The 22,636-nt window shown below is 73.7% G+C and carries 11 protein-coding genes; 9 read left to right on the forward strand and 2 right to left on the reverse strand.

Going from position 1 to position 22,636, the window contains the following annotated elements; translation table 11 throughout:
* Window positions 1-104 precede the first annotated feature (104 nt).
* The 7 genes from J2S55_RS19825 (at window position 105) to J2S55_RS19855 (ending at window position 12,163) form a co-directional block, all read left to right on the forward strand.
* Window positions 105-1,829: a fatty acyl-AMP ligase gene (locus tag J2S55_RS19825; RefSeq protein ID WP_306863063.1), complete on the forward strand. Its 1,725-nt coding sequence runs from the start codon at window positions 105-107 to the stop codon at window positions 1,827-1,829.
* Complete coding sequence (locus tag J2S55_RS19830; RefSeq protein WP_306863066.1) at window positions 1,829-5,383, forward strand: MMPL family transporter; 3,555 nt, start codon at window positions 1,829-1,831, stop codon at window positions 5,381-5,383. Before J2S55_RS19825 ends, J2S55_RS19830 begins: the two co-directional genes overlap by 1 nt.
* Window positions 5,380-6,753, forward strand: coding sequence for an MFS transporter (locus tag J2S55_RS19835; RefSeq protein WP_306863069.1), 1,374 nt, complete (start codon window positions 5,380-5,382; stop codon window positions 6,751-6,753). The genes J2S55_RS19830 and J2S55_RS19835 overlap by 4 nt, the downstream gene beginning before the upstream one ends.
* A complete protein-coding gene (locus J2S55_RS19840) occupies window positions 6,750-7,967 on the forward strand; it encodes a glycosyltransferase (RefSeq protein ID WP_306863072.1) in 1,218 nt (405 codons plus the stop codon). The genes J2S55_RS19835 and J2S55_RS19840 overlap by 4 nt, the downstream gene beginning before the upstream one ends.
* Before the next feature lie 309 nt (window positions 7,968-8,276).
* Window positions 8,277-9,626: a hypothetical protein gene (locus tag J2S55_RS19845; RefSeq protein ID WP_306863076.1), complete on the forward strand. Its 1,350-nt coding sequence runs from the start codon at window positions 8,277-8,279 to the stop codon at window positions 9,624-9,626.
* Between the two features lie 593 nt (window positions 9,627-10,219).
* Window positions 10,220-11,335, forward strand: a complete 1,116-nt coding sequence (locus tag J2S55_RS19850) for an FAD-dependent oxidoreductase (RefSeq protein ID WP_306863078.1) — start codon at window positions 10,220-10,222, stop codon at window positions 11,333-11,335.
* Between the two features lie 33 nt (window positions 11,336-11,368).
* Window positions 11,369-12,163: a L,D-transpeptidase family protein gene (locus J2S55_RS19855; RefSeq protein WP_306863081.1), complete on the forward strand. Its 795-nt coding sequence runs from the start codon at window positions 11,369-11,371 to the stop codon at window positions 12,161-12,163.
* 20 nt (window positions 12,164-12,183) lie between these two features.
* On the opposite strand, the gene J2S55_RS19860 is transcribed toward J2S55_RS19855, so the two are convergent.
* Window positions 12,184-13,338 (reverse strand): alpha/beta hydrolase, encoded by a 1,155-nt coding sequence (locus J2S55_RS19860; RefSeq protein ID WP_306863092.1) that lies wholly within the window; start codon window positions 13,336-13,338, stop codon window positions 12,184-12,186.
* Window positions 13,339-13,592: 254 nt separating this feature from the next.
* Here J2S55_RS19860 and J2S55_RS19865 point away from each other — a divergent pair, with 254 nt between their 5' ends.
* Complete coding sequence (locus J2S55_RS19865; RefSeq protein ID WP_306863094.1) at window positions 13,593-20,009, forward strand: SDR family NAD(P)-dependent oxidoreductase; 6,417 nt, start codon at window positions 13,593-13,595, stop codon at window positions 20,007-20,009.
* Window positions 20,006-21,316 (forward strand): crotonyl-CoA carboxylase/reductase, encoded by a 1,311-nt coding sequence (ccrA, locus tag J2S55_RS19870; RefSeq protein WP_306863097.1) that lies wholly within the window; start codon window positions 20,006-20,008, stop codon window positions 21,314-21,316. The genes J2S55_RS19865 and ccrA overlap by 4 nt, the downstream gene beginning before the upstream one ends.
* Here ccrA and J2S55_RS19875 read toward each other — a convergent pair.
* Entirely contained in the window at window positions 21,297-22,550 is a 1,254-nt protein-coding gene (locus tag J2S55_RS19875) for a PucR family transcriptional regulator (protein ID WP_451931708.1), read from the reverse strand. The two genes, ccrA and J2S55_RS19875, sit on opposite strands and share 20 nt — an antisense overlap.
* Window positions 22,551-22,636: the final 86 nt, after the last annotated feature.

Raw genomic sequence — 22,636 nt, forward strand, 5'->3', positions numbered from 1 at the left:
GGTAATAACCGGAGGCCCGGAATGTGCAGGTCTTTGGCAAGAACTGTCGGAGTCGCCTGACGTAACTTGCTAGGTCCCTGTATCTCGGCGAGGGGACCTTGAACATGAGCGATGCGCTGATCGCCCAGGTCGAGCGGTGGGCGAGAGAGATCCCGGACGCTCCCGCGTACACCTTCCTGGACTACTCCGCCGGGCACGACGGGGTGAAGCACACGCTCTCCTGGGCGAAGGCGGATCTCAAGGCGCGGGCGCTGGCCGTACGGCTGCGCGAGGTGACGCTCCCCGGCGACCGGGCGGCGATCCTGGCGCCGCAAGGGCTGGAGTACGTGGTCGCGATGCTCGGGGCGATGTACGCCCGGGTGGTCGCGGTGCCGCTGTTCGCACCCGACCTGCCGGGCCACGCCGACCGGCTGGTCCGGGCCTACGCCGACGCCGACCCGGTCTGCGTGCTGACCACGACCTCCGCGCTGGACAGCGTCCACGCCTTCCTGGACGGCGGGTCCGCGCCCCGGCCCAAGCAGGTCATCACGCTGGACACGGTCTCCGACCTGCTCGCCGACGAGTGGGAGCCCGAGCCGATCGGGCTCGACGACCTGGCCTACCTGCAGTACACCTCCGGCTCGACCCGCGCCCCCGCCGGGGTGGAGATCAGCCACGCCAACTTCACCGCGAACGCCCGGCAGCTCTGGGAGGCGTTCCGGGCCACCCCCCGGGTGTCGACGGCGGCCCTGTGGCTGCCGCTCTTCCACGACATGGGGCTGATCGCCACAGTCGCCGCGCCGATGGTGGGCGGCAACCAGGCGGTGTTCATGGACCCGGTGGCGTTCGTCATGCATCCGGTGCGGTGGCTGCGGATGCTCAGCGAGTACGACGACGTGTTCACCGGCGGCCCGAACTTCGCCTACGAGTACACGGCCGGCCGCGTCACCGACGAGGAGAAGGCGACGCTCGACCTGTCCGGGGTCTCGGTCATGCTCAACGGTGCCGAGCCGCTGCGGGGCAGCACGATCGACCGGTTCTCCGAGACGTTCGCCGGGTGCGGGCTGCGGCCCGAGGCGCACACCCCCGGGTACGGCCTGGCGGAGGCGACGGTCTTCGTCACGGTGATGGACCGGGACCTGCCGGCCCGGGTGACCCTGTTCGACAGGGACGAGCTGACCGCCGGGCGGGCCGTGCCGTACACGGGGCGGGGGCGGGTCAGCGACCTGGTCTCCTGCGGGGTGCCGACGGGCCAGCGGGTGGTCATCGCCTCGGAGTCCGGTACGGCCAGGCCGGACGGCGAGGTCGGCGAGATCTGGGTGCAGGGGCCGAACGTGTCGCGGGCCTACTGGCGGGACGAGGAGCGCAGCGCCGAGGTCTTCGGCAACGTGCTCGACGGCGCGGACGGCACCTGGCTGCGGACCGGTGACCTGGGCGTCATCCACGGGGGCGAGCTCTACATCACCGGGCGGATCAAGGATCTGATCATCGTCGACGGGCGCAACCACTATCCACAGGATGTGGAGGTCACCGTGCAGGAGGCCGACCCGGCCGTCCGCCGGGACCACGTGGCGGCGTTCGCGGTGGCCGGGGAGGAGACCGAACGCCTGGTCGTGGTGGCCGAACGATCACGCAGGGCCGACGGGCGGGACCTGGCCGAGATCACGGCCAACGTCCGCGCCGCCGTCGCGAAGAATCACGACCTGCGGCTGCACGACTTCGTGCTGACCGAGGCGGGAGCCGTACCGCGCACGTCGAGCGGGAAGATCGCCCGCAGGGCGTGCGTGCGGGCCTACCTGGACGGCGCCTTCGGCGCGCGGCAGGCCGGACCCAGGGACGCCGGCGTCTGATGTTCGAGTCGTTCGGGCGGACCGTCTACCGCGGACGCTGGTCCCTGCTGGTGCTGGGAGCGGTGTTCACGGTCGTCGCCGGATACCTCGGACTGGGACTGTTCGGGCGGATGGCCGACGGCGGGTTCGAGGATCCGGGTGCCGAGTCGACCTCGGCCGCCCGATGGAGCGGGCAGTGGTTCGGCGGCAGCGCGCCCGACGTGGTGGTCCTCTACACGCACCCGACGTTCGAGGCGGGCGACGAGCAGTTCAAGCGGGACGTGCACGCCGCGCTCCGCGCGCTGCCCGCCGAGCGCGTCGCGAAGACCTCCACCTACTGGACGACCAAGGCCAAGGAACTCGTCTCCGAGGACAGGCACTCCACCTACGCCCTGATCACCCTGCGCGGCGGGAAGCTGACGAGACAGAGCGGCTACGAGCAGATCAAGGACCGGCTCAGGGAGGCGCCGGCCGGATACACGGTCAAGGTCGGCGGCCCGATCCCGCTGCTCAAGGACCTCAACGCGCAGACCGGCGCCGACCTGCAGCAGGCCGAGGCCCTGTCGATGCCGGTCCTGCTCGTCCTGCTCGTCATGGTCTTCGGCAGTCTGGTCGCGGCCGGGCTGCCGTTGGTCGTCGGGCTGGTGGCGGTGGCCGGCGCGCTCTTCCTGCTGCGGCTGCTCACCGAGGTGACCGACGTCTCGGTCTTCTCGCTGAACGTGGTGACGATGCTCGGCCTGGGCCTGGCCATCGACTACTCGCTGTTCGTGCTGAACGCCTTCCGCGAGGAGATCCGCCGGGGATCGCCGGTGGAGACGGCCGTCGTGCGGACCATGGCGACGGCCGGCCGCACGGTCGCCTTCTCCGGACTGACCGTGGCCACCTCGCTCAGCGGGCTGCTGCTGTTCCCGCAGATGTTCCTGCGCTCGATCGGCCTGGGCGCGGCGGCGGTGGTGCTGGTCGCGATGGCGGCCGCGCTGATCGTGCTGCCCGCGCTGCTGGCCGTGCTCGGGCCCAAGGTCGACGCGGTCCGGGTCGTGCCCGACTTCGGCAGGCACAAGGGTGGCAGCGGGACCTGGCACGCGGTCGCCTCCAGCGTGATGCGCCGGCCCGTGGCCTATCTCGTGGGGGTCGGCGTGGTGCTGATCGCGCTGGCCGCGCCGTTCCTGCACGCGCGGTTCGGCAGTGTGGACCACCGGGTGCTGCCCGAGCGGTTCGAGAGCCGCCAGGTCGCCGAGGAGATCAACGCGAGGTTCGCCCGGAACGCGATGTCGCCGATCGAGGTCATCGTGCTCGTCGAACGCGACCTCGTCGGGCCGATGACCGTGGCGGCGCCCGGCGCGCTCACCTCGGACGTGGGGACGCGGCGCGGCCCCCTCGGGGTCGGCAACTCGGGGATCACCCCTGTCACCGAGGTCGGCCCGCTGGACGTCAGGCCCTTCGTGGAGAGGCTGGAGGCGCTCGACCACGTCACCGGCGTGGACGTCACCGGGATCTCGCAGAACAACGGCGCGATACGGCTGGCGGTCCGCTACGACAGGGACCCGATGTCGGAGGAGGCCCGCGCGCTGGTCGAGCGGATCCGTGACCTCCCCCTGGAGCGGAACTTCCAGGACGTGGTCGTCGGCGGCCCCACCGCCGCCCAGCTCGACCTGCAGGCCAGCCTGGAGTCCACCCTGCCCTGGACCGCGCTGGTGGTCTGCCTGATGACCGGCGTGCTGCTGTTCGCCGCGTTCGGCTCGGTCCTGCTGCCGATCAAGGCGATCCTGATGAACGTCCTGTCCCTGGGCGCGTCCTTCGGCGTGATCGTCTGGGCCTTCCAGGACGGCAACCTGGCCGGACTGCTCGGCTTCACCCCGACCGGCAGCATCGAGGCGACCATCACCGTGCTGATCCTGGCGGTGGTGTTCGGGCTGTCGATGGACTACGAGCTGTTCCTGCTCAGCCGGGTCCGCGCCGAGTGGCTGAGGACCGGGGACAACACCGCCGCCGTGGCGGTCGGCCTGGAGCGGACCGGCGGGGTCATCACCAGCGCCGCACTGCTGCTGCTCGTGGTCATCGCGGCGTTCTCCACCGCCGGGATCACCATCGTGAAGATGCTCGGCGTCGGCATGTTCGTGGCCATCGTGGTGGACGCCACGCTGGTCCGGGCGCTGCTGGTGCCCGCGACGATGCGTCTGATGGGCAACGCCAACTGGTGGCTGCCGGACTTCCTGCGGGGCATCCACCGGCGCATCGAGATCCGCGAGCACGACGTCCGCGACCACCGCCCCGCCGAGATCGCCCCCACCTACGTCACCGTGGAGCGCGAGGACGGCCCCGGCGGCCGCTACGTCACCCCGGCGCACCGCCTGGACACCTCCCCGCCGGTCCCGCAGATCACCGCTCCGCCCCGCCCCGCGACCCCGCCTCGCCCCGCGCCCTCACCTCCCTCGCGTCCGGCCCCTCCTCGGGTGACTCCGGCTCCGCCGCCCCCTCCCCGCCCCTCGCGTCCGGAGCCCCGGGCCGAGCCGTCGCGGGCCTCGGACACCCGGCACCGGCAGCACCGGTCGAACCCCTACCCCCTTCCGGGACTCGACCCCGGCTCGCCTCCTCCCACCCCGGCGGAGCCCTCCGGCCCGCCGGAGCGCGAGCCGGCCCGGGCACGCAAGGTCAAGAAGGTCATCAAGCCCAACCTGGACGGCCCGGGCTGGCACTGGGCCGAGGAGCACGAGGATCCGTCCCCGCCGCAGCCCCTGCTCACCGTCCAGGACGCCGTGGGGCCCGCCCGCCACTCCCCGGTGCACTCCCCGATCCCCGGCCGCCCCGTCCCCAGGCCGGCCCCGCCCGTGCCGCCCCGCCCGGAGCTCCCCCCGCCCCCGGTCATCCGGGTACGGCCGGAGCCCGATCCGCACCCCCGTCCCGCCCCGGGGCCTCCCGCCTCCGGCCCGCGTCCCGATCCGCACCGGCGTCCCGAGCCGACGCCCGCCCCCCGCCCGCGTTCCGGGGCGGAGCTGGAATCGCACCCGCGTCCCGACCCGGCGCCTCCCGATCCCGGCCCGCGTCCCGGACCCGCCCCCGCCGCCCCGGCGGCCACGACGCCCGCTCCCACGGCGGGCGCCGGGGACGCGCCCGGCGCGCGGAGCACGCCACTGGTCAGCAGCCATCTGATCGACCAGCTTGAGCCGCTCGTCCGGCAGGACGGCCGGCCGGTCGGACCCGCCGTACCGGCCATGGAGCATCGTCCTGAGGCCCGTCCGGAGTCCCGTCCGGGGCCGGTCAACGGAGCACGGGCCGGAGAGCCCCCGGCCGCGCATGCCGTACCGCCGACGGTCGAGTCCGAGCGCGGCGTGTCCCGGCGGACGGGAGCGGAGCCGGAGCCGGTGCGGAAACCGGTGCGGGAACCGGAGCCGGTGCGGGAACCGGAGCCGGAACCGGTGCCCGAACCGGTGCGGGAGCCGGAAGGGGTGTGGGAGCAGAGGCAGGAGATCGAGGAGGGGGGCGGCGGCTGGGTCCCCGTGGGGACCCGGACCACGAGGGTCGTGCGGCCCAAGCCGGACGGGTCCGGCTGGGAGTGGGTGGAGGTACGGGAGTGAGCGACCTCGCCGCCGGCCCCGAGGGCGCCGCCCCGGTCCGGCCCGCCCGGCACGGTCTGTTGTTACTGGTCGTCGGCCTGGGCGGGTTCGTGACGACCCTGGACAACACGGTCGTCACGGTCGCCCTGCCCACCATCCAGGCCGAGCTGGGCGCGTCCCTGGCGGCGCTCGAATGGATCGTCACCGGCTACGTCCTCACCTTCTCGGGCTTCATGCTCGCCGGAGGGCGCCTGGCCGACGTCTACGGCCGCCGCAGGGTCCTCATCGCCGGGCTCGCGGTCTTCACGGCAGCCTCCCTCGCCGCCGGGCTGGCGACCTCGGCGGGCGCGCTCGTCGCCGCCCGGCTGGTGCAGGGCTCCGGCGCCGCGCTGATCCTGCCCGCGATGCTGGCGGTGGTCTCGGTCGGCAACGACGACCGGCGGCGGTCGGCCGGCGTCGCGGTCTGGATGGCCTCGGGGGCGGGTGCGCTGGCCCTGGGCCCGGTCGTCGGCGGCTACCTGACCCAGCACTCCCACTGGAGCTGGGTCTTCCTGCTCAACGTCCCCCTCGGCGCGCTCGTCATCGCGCTCGCGGCCGTCGCGATCCCCGAGTCACGTGACGGGGCGGCCGCCCGGGTGGACGTCCCCGGGGTCGTGACGTCGGTCGTCGTCCTGTCGACGGGCACGTTCGCGCTGACCTTCGGGGCGGAGCTGGGCTGGACCACTCCGGTGATCCCGGCGGCGGCGGCCGTCAGCGTGGTCGCGGCCGTCGTCTTCGTCGCCGTCGAGAGGCTCGGCAGGGACCCGATGGTGGATCTCGCGCTGTTCCGGTCGCGGGCGTTCACCGGCGGGGTGGCCGCCCAGGTGCTCTGGGGGCTCGGCGTCAACGGCGTGTTCTTCTTCACGGCGCTGTTTTTGCAGGGGGTCCTCGGCTTCAGCCCGACCATGTCGGGGCTGGCGTTCGTCCCGCTGGCGCTGCTCGTCGTCGTGGTCACGCCGCTGGTCCCGGCCGTCGAGCGCCGGATCGGCGCGGGCCGCACGGTCGCCCTGGGGCTCCTCCTGGTCGCCGCGGGCATGGCCGCCGTGGGGTTCCTGCGGCCCGGGGACGGCTGGGCCGACTTGCTGCCCGCCGTGTGCGTGATCGGGATCGGCTCGGCGCTGACCATGCCGCTGGGCTCGGCGGTGCTGGGGGCCGTCCCGGAGTCCAGGGCGGGAGTGGCGGGAGGAGTGTTCAGCGTGGCACGTGAGATGTCGGGGCTGTTCGGCATCGCGGTCATCGGGGTGATCGTCAACAGCTCCGCGAGCTTCACCGCCGGCTACTCCGCCGGCCTGCTCACCGCGGCCGGCCTGGTCGTGGTCGGCGCCGTCGTGAGCCTGGTGACCCTCCGGTGAGGGTCGCGGTCCTGGCCTTCGGGTCGCGGGGCGACACCCAGCCCTGCGTGGCGCTCGGGGCGGGACTCGCCGCGAGGGGGCACCAGGTCACGGTCGTCGCCGCCGCCCGGTACGGCGGGCTGGTCGAGGAGGCCGGGCTCGGGTCCGCCCCGATCAGCGTCGACCCGTTGAAGATCGTGGAGTCCGAGGAGGGGCAGGCGTGGCTGCGCAGCGGCCCGGCCGGATTCGTCCGGGGGTTCCGCAGGATCGTGGAGCCGCTCGCCGAGCGGCTGGTCGCCGAGGTGGACGCGGCCTGCTCCGGCGCGGACCTGGTGCTCTCGCCCGCGCTGGGCGGCTTCGGGCACCATTTTTCCGAGCGGTACGGCATGCCGTACGCGCTGCTCCACTTCCAGCCCAGCGAGCCCACCGGGGCCTTCCCCAACCCGCTGGTCCCGCTGCGCACCCTCGGCAGGGCGGGCAACCGGGCCAGTTACGCGCTGGTCGAGGGGGTGAGCTGGCTGCTGCTCGGCCGCATGGTGAACCGGGTGCGGGGCAGGGTGCTCGCGCTCGGCCCCATGCGGGGCAGCCCCTTCCGGCAGGCGCGGGCCGGCCGGGTGCCGGTGCTGTGCGGGGTGAGCCCCTCGGTCGTCGCGCGCCCGGTGGACTGGCCCGGCTACGTGCACCTGACGGGGTTCTGGCCGCTGGAGCGGGCCTGGGCGCCCGCTCCGGAGCTGGCGGCGTTCCTGGACGCCGGGCCGCCACCGGTCTACGTGGGGTTCGGCAGCATGGTCCCGGCCGACCCCGGCGCGATGGCGGAGACGGTGGTGGCGGCGCTGCGCCGGGCCGGGGTGCGGGGAGTCCTCCAGGGCATGCCGTACGGCGGGGCGGAGGACATGTTCGTGACCGGCGACGCCGACCACGGATGGCTTTTCCCGCGGATGGCCGCGGTGGTGCATCACGGCGGGGCCGGTACGACGGGGAGCGGGCTGCGGGCGGGGGTCCCGGGGGTGGTCTGCCCCTTCTTCTCCGACCAGCCGTTCTGGGGCGCCCGGGTGGCACTGCTGGGCGCGGGGACCGCGCCGCTGCCGGTGCGGAAGGTCACCGTGGAGGCACTGGCCGGGAGGGTGGCGCAGGCCGTACGGGACGGGCGGATGAGGGCGGCGGCGGCTCGGCTGGGGGAGCGGCTCCGCGCCGAGGACGGGGTGGGGCGCGCGTGCGAGGCGCTGGGGGTCTGACCTGCGGACGTCCCGTCCCCGGCGGGGGACCGCCCGCCCGCCCTCGCGACGACCGTCGATTCCGGGTGGCTCCCCGGCGGGGACCGCCTGCCCGCCCGCCTCCGCGACGACCGTCGATTCCGGGTGGCTCCCCGGCGGGACTTGTCGCCGGTCGCCCCGGGACCGGCGATGATCAGTCCGTTCTTGCCGTAATTGGACAGGACATGTCTGGAATTTGACGTTTTAGTGTCAGGCCCTGTTGGGGTGATGGTGATCTCTGTAGAGTGCGAGGCAACCGTTTTGGCTGGCATTACCGGGGAGTTTCAGAACATGCGATTCACGCTGCGACGGGCCCTCGCCGTCGGTGCCATGCTCACGGTCGCCGGGGTCGTGACCCCCGCGGTCGCCGCCTACTCGCAGGACGACCCTCGTAGCTGCAACGACCTGATGAGCGCCGACACCCCGGCATACGTCGTGTGCCATTGGCTGGCCAAGCCCGAGGAGGCGCTCGGCGTCGCGATGTTCTGGCTGAGCGACGACGGGGCCAGCCTCAAGGAGGCCACCCCGTCGGAGGGTAACTTCATCGACTGCTCCGCCCCCGGAAGCTCCTGCCCGGCGCTGGAGGGTGACGACACCGTCGGCGACGAGAACTCCCCGGCCCCCGAGGGCGCCGAGGACGGCGGGACGCCCGAGTGCGAGGCCGGCCAGCAGTGCTCGGTCGACGGCAACGAGATAGGCGGCGACGGCACGCCGAGCCGGCCCGAGCCGGGCAGCGCCGCCGCCCCCTCCACCTCGCCCGCCAAGACGGCGGCCACGCAGAGCTTCGCCACGACGGAGCAGGAGATCGCCGCGGCCGCGCAGACCCCCGCCGGCCAGGCGGTCGTCGCCGCCAAGGCCACCGGCATCCGGGTCTGGCTCGACACCGAGCTGGCCGACGACTGGAAGGCGGGCGCCACGCAGTTCGCCGCGGCCGTCAAGCGGGTCGGCGCGCTGGCCGCCCGGCCCGAGGTGGCCGGGATCCGGTTCACCTCGCAGCTCGGCTACAACACGACGTTCAAGACGGACGAGGAGATCACCGCCTTCGTCACGGCCGCCTCGGCGGCGCTGCGCCAGGCGGCCCCCGGCAAGCGGCTGGGCGTGCACACGGTGGTGCCCGAGCTCGCCTGCGGCGCGGACGAGGCGTGCAAGACCGAGATGCGCAAGCGCTACCCGCTGGTCGTCCCGGAGCGGGTCGAGACCCTGCTGAGCGCCGGCCGCGCCGACCAGATCTCCCTGGACACCGGCCTGCTGTACGGCGGCTACGAGACCTGGAAGATCGACGCCGAGAAGGCCCACCGCAACCAGTGGATCCAGGTCCGGGCCCGCTCCTGGGACGTCCTGGCCCAGGTCGCCGCCGAGGAGACCGGACTGGTCGGCCAGGTGACGCCCGAGCAGGTCGCCACCCGCGCGTCCACGCCCGTCATGGACGGCGCCGCCCAGCAGGTGAACCTCTGGACCCGCGTCCAGAACGCCCAGGGCACGGTGAACCGGCTGACCGCCTGGGACGACCTGAAGAAGCTCAACCCGATCAAGCGCCGCCTGGCCGCGGTCTACAACCCGACCACCCCCGAGGTGGACGTGACCACCGACCTCAAGAAGATCTCCGAGGTCTTCAGCCAGGTCTACCTCACCACCGCCTGACCTCAGTGCCACCGCCGACGGGCCCGCACCCCAGCACCGGGGTCGCGGGCCCGTCGTTTCCCACCGGGGCGCGGGGCGCCGCACTCAGCCGTTTCCCCCGGGGCGCGGGCCGCTGCTCTCAGCCGCGCCGGCCCGGTCGCCGGTCCGCCCTCAGCCGGACGGGCCGCGTCGGCTGCCGCCTCCAACGACCCCACCGAGGGCATATAGGCGAGCCTGCGCCGAACGCAGGCAATCCAGCCCCCTTCCCCCCGCCGTGACCGCCGGGGGCCGGCCAAAAACGCGTCAACACCGGCCCGGCGCGGCCAATGGATCCACGGCGGAAATCCTGCCGGCCGTCAAGCGCCCGTCATCCGGGGCGTCGGCCGGGACGTGGCTCCGTCCCCGTTCGATCCGGTTCGCCGTGCTGATCGGTAATGCTTCTCCAACGATCCGCGGCCGACCCCGCCCCGGGCCCGGCCCGTCTCCGTTCCGGAATCCGCGGACACCCCCATTTAACCTGGGGGAGTTTCGGTGTCCGTCGCGCCGACCTCCCGTGGCCGGCCACGTCCAAAACTGATCGAGCTGGACGGACTGAAGAAAGAAGGCTTTCCCAGGTGCGCGCGAATTCGGAGAAGGTTCTCGTCGTCGGGGCCGGTGTGAGTGGATTGACGACCGCGCTCTGTCTGGCCAGGGAGGGATTCCGCGTCACCGTGATCGCGGAGAAGTTCGCGCCCGAGATCGTCTCGGTCGTCGCGGGCGCGCTGTGGGAGTGGCCGCCCGCGGTGTGCGGTTACCACCACGACCAGATCTCCCTCGCCCGCTCCAAGGAGTGGTGCGTCACCTCCTACGGGATGTTCGAGGAACTGGCGCGGGCCAGGGTCCCCGGGGTGGCCATGCGGAGATCCAACTTCTACTTCAGACGCCCCGTCGACGAGAGCCCGCACGACCTGCACAAGATGGAGGAGCTGGCGGGGAAGGTGCGCGGCTTCGTCCGCGACCCGTCGCTCGCCGAGCGCAACGGCGTCAGCCCCGGATACGGCGTGGTCGACGCCTACTCCCACATGGCCCCGATGATCGACACCGACCAGTACATGGCGTGGCTGATGCGCCAGGTCAAGGCCCACGGGGTGCAGGTCAGGCGGTATCGGGTCGAGGGGACGCTGGCCGAGCGGAGAGCCGAGCTGCTCAACCGGTTCGGCGCCGAGGTGATCGTCTGCTGCGCGGGACTCGGCACCGCCCAGCTCCGCGGGATCGGCATGTATCCGCTGCGCGGCGCGCTCGTGCGGGTCCGCAACGGCGGGCTCGGCGGCCCCCGGATCAGCGAGGCCCACTGCGTCTCCCACGTCGAGGGCCAGGACGAGCAGGACATCGTCTTCATCGTGCCGCGTAACCAGAGGCTTCTCGTTCTCGGCGGACTGGCGGAGAAGGACGAGTGGGACACCGGCATCAATCTGGACAATCATCGGCCCGTGCGGGAGATGTATGAGCGCTGCCTGGCGTTCATGCCCGCACTCCGGAACGCCAGAATAGACCCGGATGAGCCGGTCCGGGCCGGACTGCGGCCATTCCGGAATGAGAATGTCTGCCTGGAGTGGGATGAGGCGGACCAGGTCATTTACAATTTCGCGCACGGTGGGGCCGGATTCAGTTTCTCCTGGGGATGCGCGAAAGAGGCGGTCGCGCTGGTGCGTTCAGCCGTGGCGGACCGTGAATACTCATATTCCTGCTAGCTGATTCCGCCCGAGAGCGGTTGGAAGCGAAACATGCGAAGAACTGTTCATTTCCTCCTGATCGCGGGCACGGCCGTCGCCCTGGCCGTGTCACTGCCATTGATCCTCGCGCACACCGGCATCGCCTCGCCGCGGAGCTCCGGGCGCCCCGCGCCGGCCTCCGGAGCGACTCCTCAGCCGCCGAAGGCCGGGGCCGCCCCCGCGCCGCCGCGGTGGCCCACCCTGCGTCTCGGCGACGAGGGAGTCCGGGTCGAGGAGGTGCGCAGGCGGCTGGACCGGCTGGGCTTCAGCCCGGGGTCCGCCGGGTCCGGATACGACCCCGCGCTGCGCGTGGCCGTGTGGGCCTTCCAGAAGGCGAACGGGCTGCCCCCCGTCGACCAGGTCGACCTGCCGACCTGGCGGGCGCTGGCCCGTCCGGCGCGCATCAGGCCGCTGGTGAGCTACGGCGGGCCCGCGCGGGTGGAGATCGACCTGCGCCGCCAGTTGCTCACGGCCTGGAAGGGCGGCAGGCCCGCGCTGGTCACCCACATTTCGACCGGTAACGGCGAGTCCTACTGCAAGAAAGGCCACTGTGGGGTCGCCGTCACGCCCACCGGTGACTTCCGCGCCTGGTGGCGGACGGCCGGATGGACCACCGGGCCCCTGGGCGAGCAGTTCTACACGGTCTACTTCAACGGCGGCATCGGCTTCCACGGCTCCGAGCGGGTCCCGCGCCACCCCGCGTCCCACGGATGCATCCGCGTCCCGCTCCACAACGCCAAGCCCCTCTTCCGGATGATCCAGACAGGGGACCAGGTCTACGTCCGCCGTCCCGAGCGGGACGTCTGACGGAGCGGAGGGCCCGGAGGTTAACGGGAGGGTCCGGCGCCGGAGATGACGATCGAGGAGCGGTGGCCGAGCAGGTCCCCGATGCCGTCGTCCACCTCGTCCTGCGGGGGCGCCTGCTCATCCGGCGAGGAGGGCGGGCCGCCGCCCTCCAGGCCGAGGGCCGCCAGGATCATCGGGAAGGAGCGCTTGAACTCGCGGGTCCAGTAGGGCCAGGTGTGGGTGCCGTCCTTGTACAGGTGGACCACGGGCTTGACGCCGTACCGACGGAGCTTGGCGATCAGGTCCTTGGCCGTGTAGGCGGAGATCGGCTCGCTGAGGTGGGCGGGGCTCCAGGGCGCGCCGGGCGGGTCGAGCTCGCCGAGCCGGCTGGTGGTGCCGCTGGAGATGTAGACGCTCGTCCCACGCAGGTTCCTGGCCAGGTAGGCGGGGTCGTTGTCCCGCCAGACCCGCCAGTTCTTGACCGGGTCCCCCCACAGGGCCTTCGGGTCCTTCCGCTCGGCCGTCTGCGCGTTCATGATGAGCTCGGGGATGCCGGGCAGGCGGGTGGACATGACGCCGCTGTAGGAGCCGGCGAAGCGGAACATCCCGGGGTGCCGCGCGGCATACTTCATCGCGCCGTAGGCGCCCATGGACAGACCGGCGACGGCCCGGCGGCCGCCGGCCCGGTAGCCGATCTCCAGCAGGCGGCGCACCTCGTAGGTGTGGAAGGTCTCCCAGGCGGGCGCCCCGCCCCTGCCGCCGTTGTACCAGTCGGAGTAGTTCCCGGCGCGGCCCGCCTCGGGCATCACGACGATCGCGTCCAGGTCCTCGGCCATCTCCTCGATGTCGGTCATCCGGGTCCACGAGGTGTAGTTGTCGGCGCCGCCGTGCAGCAGGTAGAGCACCGGCCAGGTGCGCCCGGCCCGCTTCGACCAGCCTCGGGGCAGCAGCAGCCGGACCGGCAGGATCGCGTTGACCGAGGGCGACGACACCTGGATGTCGAGCATGCGCGGGCCGAGCCGGCGCTCCTTCACCACTCGCGCGCTGCCGGCCAGCGCGGCCGGCCAGGGGCCGGACGGGCTCTTGCCGGACGGGCTCTCGCCGGCCGTGCCGCCGAGGTCGGCGTGCGCGGCCGTCGGCAGGCCGACGATCAGCGCGGTCGCCAGCACCAGGAGTCCGCGTCGAGCAGGTCGCATCGTCTTTCCTCCACCCGGCCTGGAGACAGGGGCCGTGGCAGGCGACCCTAAGCCCGGCCCCCGGGGCGCGGATATGAGCGTTCGCAACGAAACGGGAGAGGTGATTGAGCCGCGCGAACAAATCCCCCGAACGGGTGGCCGTTATCACAGTGGTGACAAAACGCGCTGGTGGATTGTGGGCTGTCAGGGCTCCCTTATGTCGATTTGTCTCTGTAAGTTTGCCGATCACCTCGGGTGTTCTTGGGAGCCGCCACGTGGACCTGATCGGCGAAGAAGAGATCCGCCGCTTCCTCGGGGAGCGGATCGCGACCCGCTGCCGTCTGCCCCTGGCGGACGTCGACCCCGACCGCCCCCTGGAGGAGTTCGGGCTGTCCTCCCGTGACGCGGTCGCGGTGGCCGGCGAGCTGGAGGTGTTCCTGGGCCGGGAGCTGGGGCCCACGCTGGTCTGGGAGTACCCCACGATCAACCGGCTCGCGCGGGGCCTGGCGTCCGGTACGGCCGTCGCCCCGGCGGCCGGCCGCACGGCCGACCCCGAGGAGGCGATCGCGGTGATCGGCGTCGGATGCCGCCTCCCGGGGTCCGTGCACGGGCCGGAGGACTTCTGGCGGCTGCTCATGGCGGGCGGCGACGCGGTGGGCCGGGTGCCCGAGGACCGGTGGGCGGCCTTCGACGACGGCTCCCCCCGCACCGCCGAGGCACTGGCCGCGACCACCCGGCACGGCGGGTTCCTGGACGACGTGGCCGGTTTCGACGCCGACTTCTTCGGGATCGTCCCGGGGGAGGCCGAGGTCATGGACCCGCAGCAGCGCCTGCTGCTGGAGACGGCCTGGGAGGCGCTGGAGCACGCCGGCATCGCCCCCCGGTCGCTGGGCGGCAGCCGCACCGGGGCGTTCGTCGGCATCTCCGGCAACGAGTACGCCTACCTGACCACCGCCGATCCGGCGAAGGTGGACGCCTGGACGGCGACGGGGGCGGCGTTCAGCATCGCCGCCAACCGGCTGTCCTACCTGCTCGACCTGCGCGGGCCGAGCCTGTCGGTGGACACCGCCTGCTCGTCCTCGCTGGTCGCCACAGATCTCGCCGTCCGGAGCCTGCGCTCGGGGGAGAGCGACCTGGCGCTCGCGGCGGGGGTAAACCTGCTGCTCTCACCGGTGATCACGATGGCGTTCGACCAGGGTGGCGGGACCGCGCCCGACGGCCGTTGCAAGAGCTTCGACGCCTCGGCGGACGGGATGGTCAGGGCCGAGGGATGCGGCGTCGCCGTGCTGAAGCGGCTGGCCGACGCCGAGCGCGACGGCGACCGGATCCTGGCCGTCGTCCGGGCCACCGCGGTGAACCAGGACGGCCGTTCGAACGGGCTGGTCGCGCCCAATCCGGAGGCCCAGGAGGAGCTCCTGCGCGCCGCCTACGCCGGGCTGGACGGCCCCGACTACATCGAGGCCCACGGCACCGGGACCTTCCTGGGCGACCCCATCGAGGCCCGGGCCATCGACGCCGCGCTCTGCGGCGGCCGTACCACGCCGCTGCTCATCGGCTCCGCGAAGAGCAACCTCGGCCATCTCGAGGCCGCGGCGGGGATCACCGGCCTGATCAAGACCGTCCTCGCGCTCCATCACGGCGTGATCCCGCCCAGCGTCCATTTCCACCGGCCCAACCCGCACATCCCCTGGGAGCGTCTCAAGGTCGTCACCGCCCCGACCCCCTGGCCGGGCGACCACCCCCGGGCCGGGGTCTCCTCCTTCGGCTTCGGCGGGACCAACGCCCACGTCGTCCTGGAGCGCGCCGCGCCGGTCGCGCCCCCTGCCCCGGCCCCGGGCCGGTACGGCGAGGCCGGAGGCGATCGGCCGGGGGCGAAGGTGTTCCTGCTCACGGACGTGTCCGCCGAGCGGGTCCGGGACCACGCCCGGGTGCTCGCGGACTGGGTCGGCGCCGAGCTCGCACCCGGCGGGGTCCCGCCTGAGGCGGCCGCGTCCGCGAAGGTCACGTCAGACGGTGCCGTGTCCGAGGAGCCCGCGTCCGACCGTGCCGCGTCGGAGGAGCGCGTACCCGAGGAGCGCGCGTCCGAGGGCGTCGTGCTCGGCGACATCGCGCACACGCTCGCCCGGCGGGCCGGGCGCGGGCGGGCCGGGGCCGCCGTCGTGGCCGCGGACGCCGGGGAGCTGCTGGCCGGGCTGCGGGCCGTACAGGGCGGCGGGGGCGTCGCCGGGGCGGCGGTGGCCGGCGGGCGCGGGCCGGTGTGGGTGTTCTCCGGCTACGGCTCGCAGTGGACGGGGATGGGGGCCCGGCTCTACACCGAGGAACCGGTGTTCGCCGGAGTGATCGACGAGCTGGACCCGATGTTCCGGGACGAGGCGGGCATCGAGCTGCGGGAGATCGTCGCCGGGGGCCGGGAGGCGGAGGGCGTGGCCACCGCGCAACCGGTGATCTTCGCGGTGCAGGTGGCGCTGGCCGGGCTCTGGACGTCGCACGGGGTACGGCCGGTGGCGGTCGTCGGGCACTCGATGGGCGAGGTCGCGGCGGCCGTGGTCGCGGGCGGGATCGGGCTGCGCGACGCGGTCCGGGTGATCTGCCGGCGCGCCGGCCTGCTCGGGACGCTGGGCGGCGGCGGGGCGATGGCGGTGCTGGAGGTGGCCGCGGAAGAGGTCCCCGCCGACCTCCACGTCGCCGTCCACGCCTCGCCGCGGCAGTGCGTCGTCACCGGCGACCCCGGCCGGGTCGAGGAGTTCGCCGCCGAGGTCAGGGCGCGGGGCCTGCTGTCGCGGGTGCTGACCGCCGAGGGCGCCGGGCACTCGCCGCAGGTCAAGCCGCTCCTGCCGAAGCTCCGCCAGGCACTGGCCGCCATCGCCGGGGGCAAGCCCGAGATCCCGTTCTACTCGACCGTCTTCGACGACCCCCGCGAGGTCCCCACCTTCGAGCCCGCCTACTGGGCCGCCGGGGTCCGCCGCCCGGTGCGCCTGCTCACCGCCCTCCAGGCCGCCGCCGAGGACGGCCACACCGTCTTCACCGAGATCAGCCCGCACCCCGTCCTGGCCTCGGCGATGCGTGACTCGCTCCCCGCGGGCACGGTGATCATCCACTCCCTGCGCCGGGGACACGACGAGGAGCTGCGCCTGCAGCTCGCGGCGGCCGCGGTCGCCATGCCCGCGCTGGTCGCAACCTCCTCCGGCCGGGTCGTCGACCTTCCCCTCTCGCCCTGGCGGCACGGGCGGCACTGGGTCTCCGCCGCCCGGCGCGCCGCGCTCCCGCCCGGCAGCCACCCGCTGCTCGGCGTGCACGTCGAGAGCCCCGCCGGGCACCTGTGGACCACGACCGTCGACGACCTCTCCGAGGCGCCCTGGCGCCTGGACCCCTCGCTCTGGCGGTTGCACGGCCTGCCCGTCCTGCCGCTGGCGGTGGTGGCGGCCCTCGCCCAGGCGGCGGGGGCCGAGGTCCGGGGCGAGGCCGAGCTGACCGGCGTCACCCTGGACGCGCTGCTGCCCCTGCCCGCCACGGTCACCACCACCCTCACCCCGTCCGGCGAGGTCGAGATCGACGCCAGGAACGCCGCGGGCGTCTGGATCCGGTACGGCACCGCGACCGTCGTGCCCGGCCCCTCCCCGGCCGGGCCCCCGCCGAGCCCCGCCGAGCTGGCCGAGCGGCTGCGGGGCCCCTCGGGGGTGCCGGTGGGGATCGGACGGCTGGGAGGCGACGGCACTCCGGTGGGACTGCTGGCCAAGGACATCCCGGCCACCGCCGTGCCGGTCCCGCTGGCCGGCAAGCTCGTGGCACGGGTGTGGGAGCCGGGACCAGGTGTCGAGACCGCGCCGGCCGGGAATGGATCCGATCCGCGCCCGGCCCGTGGCTGGCTCGTCGTGGCCGTAAAGGGGGATCCGCGGGCCGGGCGCCTCGCCCGTGACCTCACCGCCGCCGGGCACACCGTCGGCCGCCTCGACCTGCCCGGCGTGCACCTCGACCTGCCCGGCGTGGCGCCGGGCGCTCCCGTGCCCTCCCTCGTCCCGGCCCAGCGCTCCGCCCCCCGGCGGACGGCGCCGGTCCCGGCCCCGCTCGCACTCCCCGCGGGCGACGGGGCCGAGGAGGTCGTCGTGCTGGCCCCGAGCGGCCTGAACCCGGCCGGCGCCGAGGCCCTGTACCTCGCCGTCACCCGGATCGCCGCCGAGCTCGCGGGGACCGGGCGGCGGCTGCGGCTCGTCACCGACCGGGCGCAGGCCGTACTGGACGGGGAGCCGGGCGACCCCGGCGCCGCCGCGCTGCGCGGCCTCGTCCGGGTGCTGGCCTTCGAACAGGCGGGGCTGCGGGCCCGGCTGCTCGACGTGGACGGCCCGGACGCGCTCCTGGCCGAGCTGACGGCCGACCGGCCGGACGACGAGGTGGCCTGGCGGGCGGGCGTCCGCTACACCGCCCGGCTGGCCGCGCTCCCGGACGACGGCGACCGGCGCCGCGCCGGCGCGCACGGGCCGGTGGTACGGCGGGGCGGGGGCTATCTGATCACCGGCGGGTACGGCGGGCTGGGACTGGTGGTGGCGCGGTGGCTGGCCGAGCGGGGGGCCGGGCGGATCGTGCTGGGCGGCCGGTCGGGGCCGTCGGCCGCGGGGGCCGCGACGATCGCGGGACTGCGGGCGCTGGGCGCCGACGTCCAGGTGGTGACCGGTGACCTGGCCCTGCCGGGCGTGGCCGAGGGGCTGGTCGACGTGGTCACCGCCGGCGGCGTACGGCTGCGCGGGGTGATCCACGCGGCGGGCGTGCTGGACGACCACCTGGTCACCGACGTGGGCCCCGGGGACCTGCACCGGGTCTGGTCGGCCAAGGTCCACGGCGGCCTGCAGCTGCACGAGGCGACCAGGGACGCGCCTCTCGACTGGTGGGTGGCGTTCTCCTCGGCGGCGGCACTGCTCGGGTCACCCGGGCAGGCGGCCTACGCGGGGGCGAACGCCTGGCTGGACGCCCTGTGCGACCTGCGCCGGGCCGAGGGACTGCCCGGGACGACGATCAACTGGGGCACCTGGGCCGACGTCGGCGGGGCCGGCCAGGCGGTGCTGCCCGCGGTCGCGCCCCTGACCCCGGACGAGGGCGTCGAGGCGCTGGAGGCGCTCCTGGCCCGGGGGGTGGACGCCGCGGGCGTGCTGCGGCTGGACGCGGCGGCGGCCGTCGCCGCCTTCCCCGGCATCGCGCGTATGCCGTACTTCGCGGACCTGGCGGGCGCGGCCGTGACCGGTGGCGACTGGGCGGGGCCCGAGGCGCTGGCCGCGATGGAGCCCGGCCAGGCCCTGGAGGCCGTCGTCGCCAAGGTCAGGGAGCGGACGGCCGTCGTGCTGGGCTTCGAGACCGCCTGGCTCCAGGAGGGCACGGTGCTCACCGAGGCGGGCCTCGACTCGCTCGCGGCCACCCGGGTGCGGGGCATGATCGAGCACGACTTCGGGGTGGCCGTGCCGACCGCGCTGCTGCTGCAGGGCGCGACGCTCGGGGACGTCGCCGTGGCCGTGGCCGCCGGGCTGGGCATCCACGGCACCGCCGGGACGCGCCCGGTCGAGCCCAGGGACGCGGCGGAACGGCAGGTCGTGGCGGCCCTCACCCGGATCCTCGGGCGCGTGCCCGGGGTCACCGAGGAGATCCCGGCCGGCGTCCTGCCCGTCGTGCTGGACGTCCTCGGCCGGGAGGCCGGCCGCGAGCTGGCCGCCGACGGCGTGCTCACCGGGGCCCAGGTCGCCGACCTGCTCCGGGAGATCGACGAGGAGGAGGCCGCCCGGGGCGTCGTCCGCCCGCTGACCCCCGCGGCCCGCGCGTACCTGGCCGCCCGCCGCGCCGCGCCGGCGGCCGAGGCGACGGCGGCCGGAGCGCCGGGGCCTGGTGCACCGGCGGCCGGCGCTCCCACGGCGCCGGGGGACGGACGGGTGCCGCTGTTCCTGGGACATCCGGCCGGTGGGACCACGGGGGTGTACGCGCTGCTGGCCGGGGCGCTGGGAGCCGGCCAGGTGGTGTTCGGGCTGGAGCGCCTGGACGGCGTCGGGACCCTCGGCGCCGAGGCGGGGGTGAGCGAGCGGGCCGCCCGGTACGTGGCGGAGATCAGGAAGGTGCAGCCCGCCGGGCCGTACCGGGTGGGGGGATGGTCGTTCGGGGGGATCCTGGCGTTCGAGATCGCCCGGCAGCTCGGGGCGGAGAACGTGGAGCTGGTGGCGATGATCGACTCGGGCCTGCCGGACGAGGTGACAGCCGCGGAGCGGACCCGGATCGCGGCCAGGCGGTACGCCGACTTCGCCACCTATCTCACCGAGACCTACGGGGTGCCCGTCCGGCTCGCCTACGACGAGCTCGCGGGCCTGAGCGAGGCCGGCCAGCTCGCCCTGGCCGAGGCGCGCATCGCCGGATCGGGGGTGCTGGACCTGCTGGGGGAGGCCATCCTCCGGCATCAGATCACCTCGCACGAGGACACCCGGGCCATCGAGGGATACCGGGCCGGGACCTACGAGGGCCGCGTGGTGCTCTACCGCTCCACGGACCCGACCCCCTGGGCGGTCGAAGACACCCGATACGCCCACGCCGACGACCCCACAAGGGGATTCGGCCCGTTCAGCCCGGGGCTGGAGATCGTCACGATCCCCGGGTCGCACCACCTCAACCTGCTCGACCCGCCCCACGTCGAAGTCATCGCCGCTCACCTTGGAGGCCAGCTGTGACACTCGCACAGGCCGTCGTCGACGGTGCCGATCCCGAAGAGCTCGCGCGCCTGGAGGTCCCCACGACCTTCCGGGCGGCCCACACCCGTAAGGACGAGGTCGGCATGTTCGGCCGGAGCCCGCACGGCGTCAACGACGTCGACAAGGACATCACCAGGTCCATCCACGTGTCCGAGGTGCCGATGCCGGAGCTCGCCCCGGACGAGGTGCTGATCGCGGTCATGGCCAGCGCCATCAACTTCAACACCGTGTGGACGGCCATGTTCGAGCCGATCCCCACGTTCGCGTTCCTGGAGCGGTTCGGGCGTGAGGACCCGCGCCACGACCGGGACTTCCACGTGCTCGGCTCGGACGCCTCCGGGGTGATCGTCCGGATGGGCACCGCCGTACGGCGCTGGAAGATCGGCGACCGGGTCGTCACCTCGCCCGCCTACGTCGACGAGCAGGACCCGATCACCCACTCCGACTCCATGCTCGGCGCCGACCTGCGCGCCTGGGGGTTCGAGACCAACTACGGCGGGCTGGCCGAGTTCGCGGTGGTCAAGGCCACCCAGCTCCTCCCCAAGCCCAGGCATCTGACCTGGGAGGAGGCCGCCTGCAACATGCTGTGCGCCTCCACCGCCTACCGGATGCTGGTCAGTGAGCGCGGCTCCCGGATGAAGCAGGGCGACGTGGTGCTGATCTGGGGCGCGACCGGCGGGCTCGGCGCGTACGCCGTGCAGCTCGTCAGGAACGGCGGCGGTATCCCGGTGGGCGTGGTCAGCTCCGACGAGAAGGCCGCCCTCCTGCGCCGGATGGGCTGCGAGCACATCGTGGACCGCTCGCAGTTCGACCACCTCAACGACGAGAAGTCCTGGCGCAGGCTCGGCGCCGAGGTCCGGCGGCAGGTGGGGGAGGATCCGCACATCGTCTTCGAGCACACCGGCAAGGACACCTTCGGTGCGTCCGTCTACGTCGCGCGGCGCGGCGGCTCGGTCGTCACCTGCGGGTCGTCCAGCGGCTACGCCCACGAGTACGACAACCGGCACCTGTGGATGAAGCTCAAGCGGATCGTCGGCTCCCACGGGGCGAACTACCAGGAGTGCCACGAGGTCAACCGGCTGCTCTCGCTGGGCGTGCTCCAACCCACCCTGTCGACGGTCTACCCCCTCGACCAGACCGGCGACGCCGCCCGTGCCGTACAGCTCAACAAGCATGTCGGCAAGGTCGGCGTGCTGGGTCTGGCCCCCGCCGAGGACCTCGGCGTCGAGGACCGCGCGCTCAGGGAGCGCATCGGTGAGGATCGGATCAGGCTGTTCCGGAGCTGACGGACCGCCTGGCCCGCAGGACGATCTCCAGCTCGAACCGGATGTCCGGATCGCTGAGCTGGTCGCCGTAGAGCTCCTCGAGCTGGCGCAGCCGGTAGCGCACGGTCTGCGGGTGCACGTGGAGCCGGGCGGCGACCTCCCCGGCGCCCCGGCCGTGCCGCAACCACGCCAGCAACGTCTCGGCCAGCCGGTCCTGCTGGCTGGGACGCAGGTGGGCCAGCGGCGCGAGCCGCACCTCGGTGAGGGCGCTGACCAGTTCCTCGTCCTTGAACACGATAAGCGTGGCCATGTGATCGGAACAGCGGAGCACGCCGCGCTCCTCGGTGAGCACGCCCCGCCGGTGCAGGTCCAACGCCTCACGGGCCCAGCGCAGCGAGGTCGCGGCGGCTGCCAGCGGTACGGCGGGCCCGACGGCGGCCTTCCAGCCGCGCAGCCCGGCCTCCAGGGTCTGGGCCCGGCCCGGGCCGTTGGGGTCGGGGACGATCAGGCAGGGGCCGGGCCGGTCGAGGCCGGACAGCACGTCCGGCGGGAGCGAAGGGGGGCGGTAGCCCCTGGAGTGCTCGTCCAGGGCGACCCCGGCCACGGTCCTGGGCAGCCGCCAGCCCGAGGCCTTGGCCAGGTCGGCGATCGCGTCGGGGGAGGCGGCCGGCTGGCTCAGCAGCAGGTCCATCAGCCGTCGGCGGCGGCGCTCGATCTCTCCGGCCGCGCGGGCCCTGGCCTCCTCGAAGCCCTCGGCGGCGGCGTCGGCGAGCTGGTCGAGATAGACGAAGATGGCCTCGCCCAGGTCGTAGAGGTGCTGCGGGGTGAGGCCGAGGTGCTCGGACTGCTCGGTCAGCCGCCGCCAGGCCACCCGGGCGCCGAGCCGCATCGCGGTCTGCAGGGGGTCGAGGTTGCGGCCCTCGTTGGCCTCACCGCGCCCGATGGTGCGGAAGACCTCGGGCTCCCACGGCGCACTGGGGTTCTCGATCCGGTCCACGAACTGGCGCAGGGCCTCGTCCACGGCCAGCCGGATGGCCTTGATGTAGATCGCGTCGGCCGGCCGGGAGTATTCGGGGATCCGGACCGTGATTTCCTTGATCACCTGATCGGCCACCTCGGTGAGGCCCGGTCTCAGCAGCCTGGCCACTTCCGCCGGTGCGGATCTCCATAGCCGCTGGTCGGACAGGTCGTGAGATCTTCTCTTACGGTCACCGAAACCGGTGGCAACGAGCCTGGAATCTTCTTTTGTCGCCATGGACCCTCCCGTCGGAGTGCGCCTCACATTCTGATCTCATTGACACTTTGAGCAAGTAGCAAACGCTTGTTCTTGTCTCAAATGCA

It is taken from the genome of Streptosporangium brasiliense (assembly GCF_030811595.1).
GTDB lineage: Bacteria > Actinomycetota > Actinomycetes > Streptosporangiales > Streptosporangiaceae > Streptosporangium > Streptosporangium brasiliense.

What these genes read in the sequence shown, in the direction of transcription:
- J2S55_RS19825 (WP_306863063.1), top strand. Translation starts at nt 105, where the DNA reads ATGAGCGATGCGCTGATCGCCCAGGTCGAGCGGTGGGCGAGAGAGATC.
- J2S55_RS19830 (WP_306863066.1), top strand. Translation starts at nt 1,829, where the DNA reads ATGTTCGAGTCGTTCGGGCGGACCGTCTACCGCGGACGCTGGTCCCTG.
- J2S55_RS19845 (WP_306863076.1), top strand. Translation starts at nt 8,277, where the DNA reads ATGCGATTCACGCTGCGACGGGCCCTCGCCGTCGGTGCCATGCTCACG.
- J2S55_RS19855 (WP_306863081.1), top strand. Translation starts at nt 11,369, where the DNA reads ATGCGAAGAACTGTTCATTTCCTCCTGATCGCGGGCACGGCCGTCGCC.
- J2S55_RS19860 (WP_306863092.1), bottom strand. Translation starts at nt 13,338, where the DNA reads ATGCGACCTGCTCGACGCGGACTCCTGGTGCTGGCGACCGCGCTGATC.
- J2S55_RS19875 (WP_451931708.1), bottom strand. Translation starts at nt 22,550, where the DNA reads ATGGCGACAAAAGAAGATTCCAGGCTCGTTGCCACCGGTTTCGGTGAC.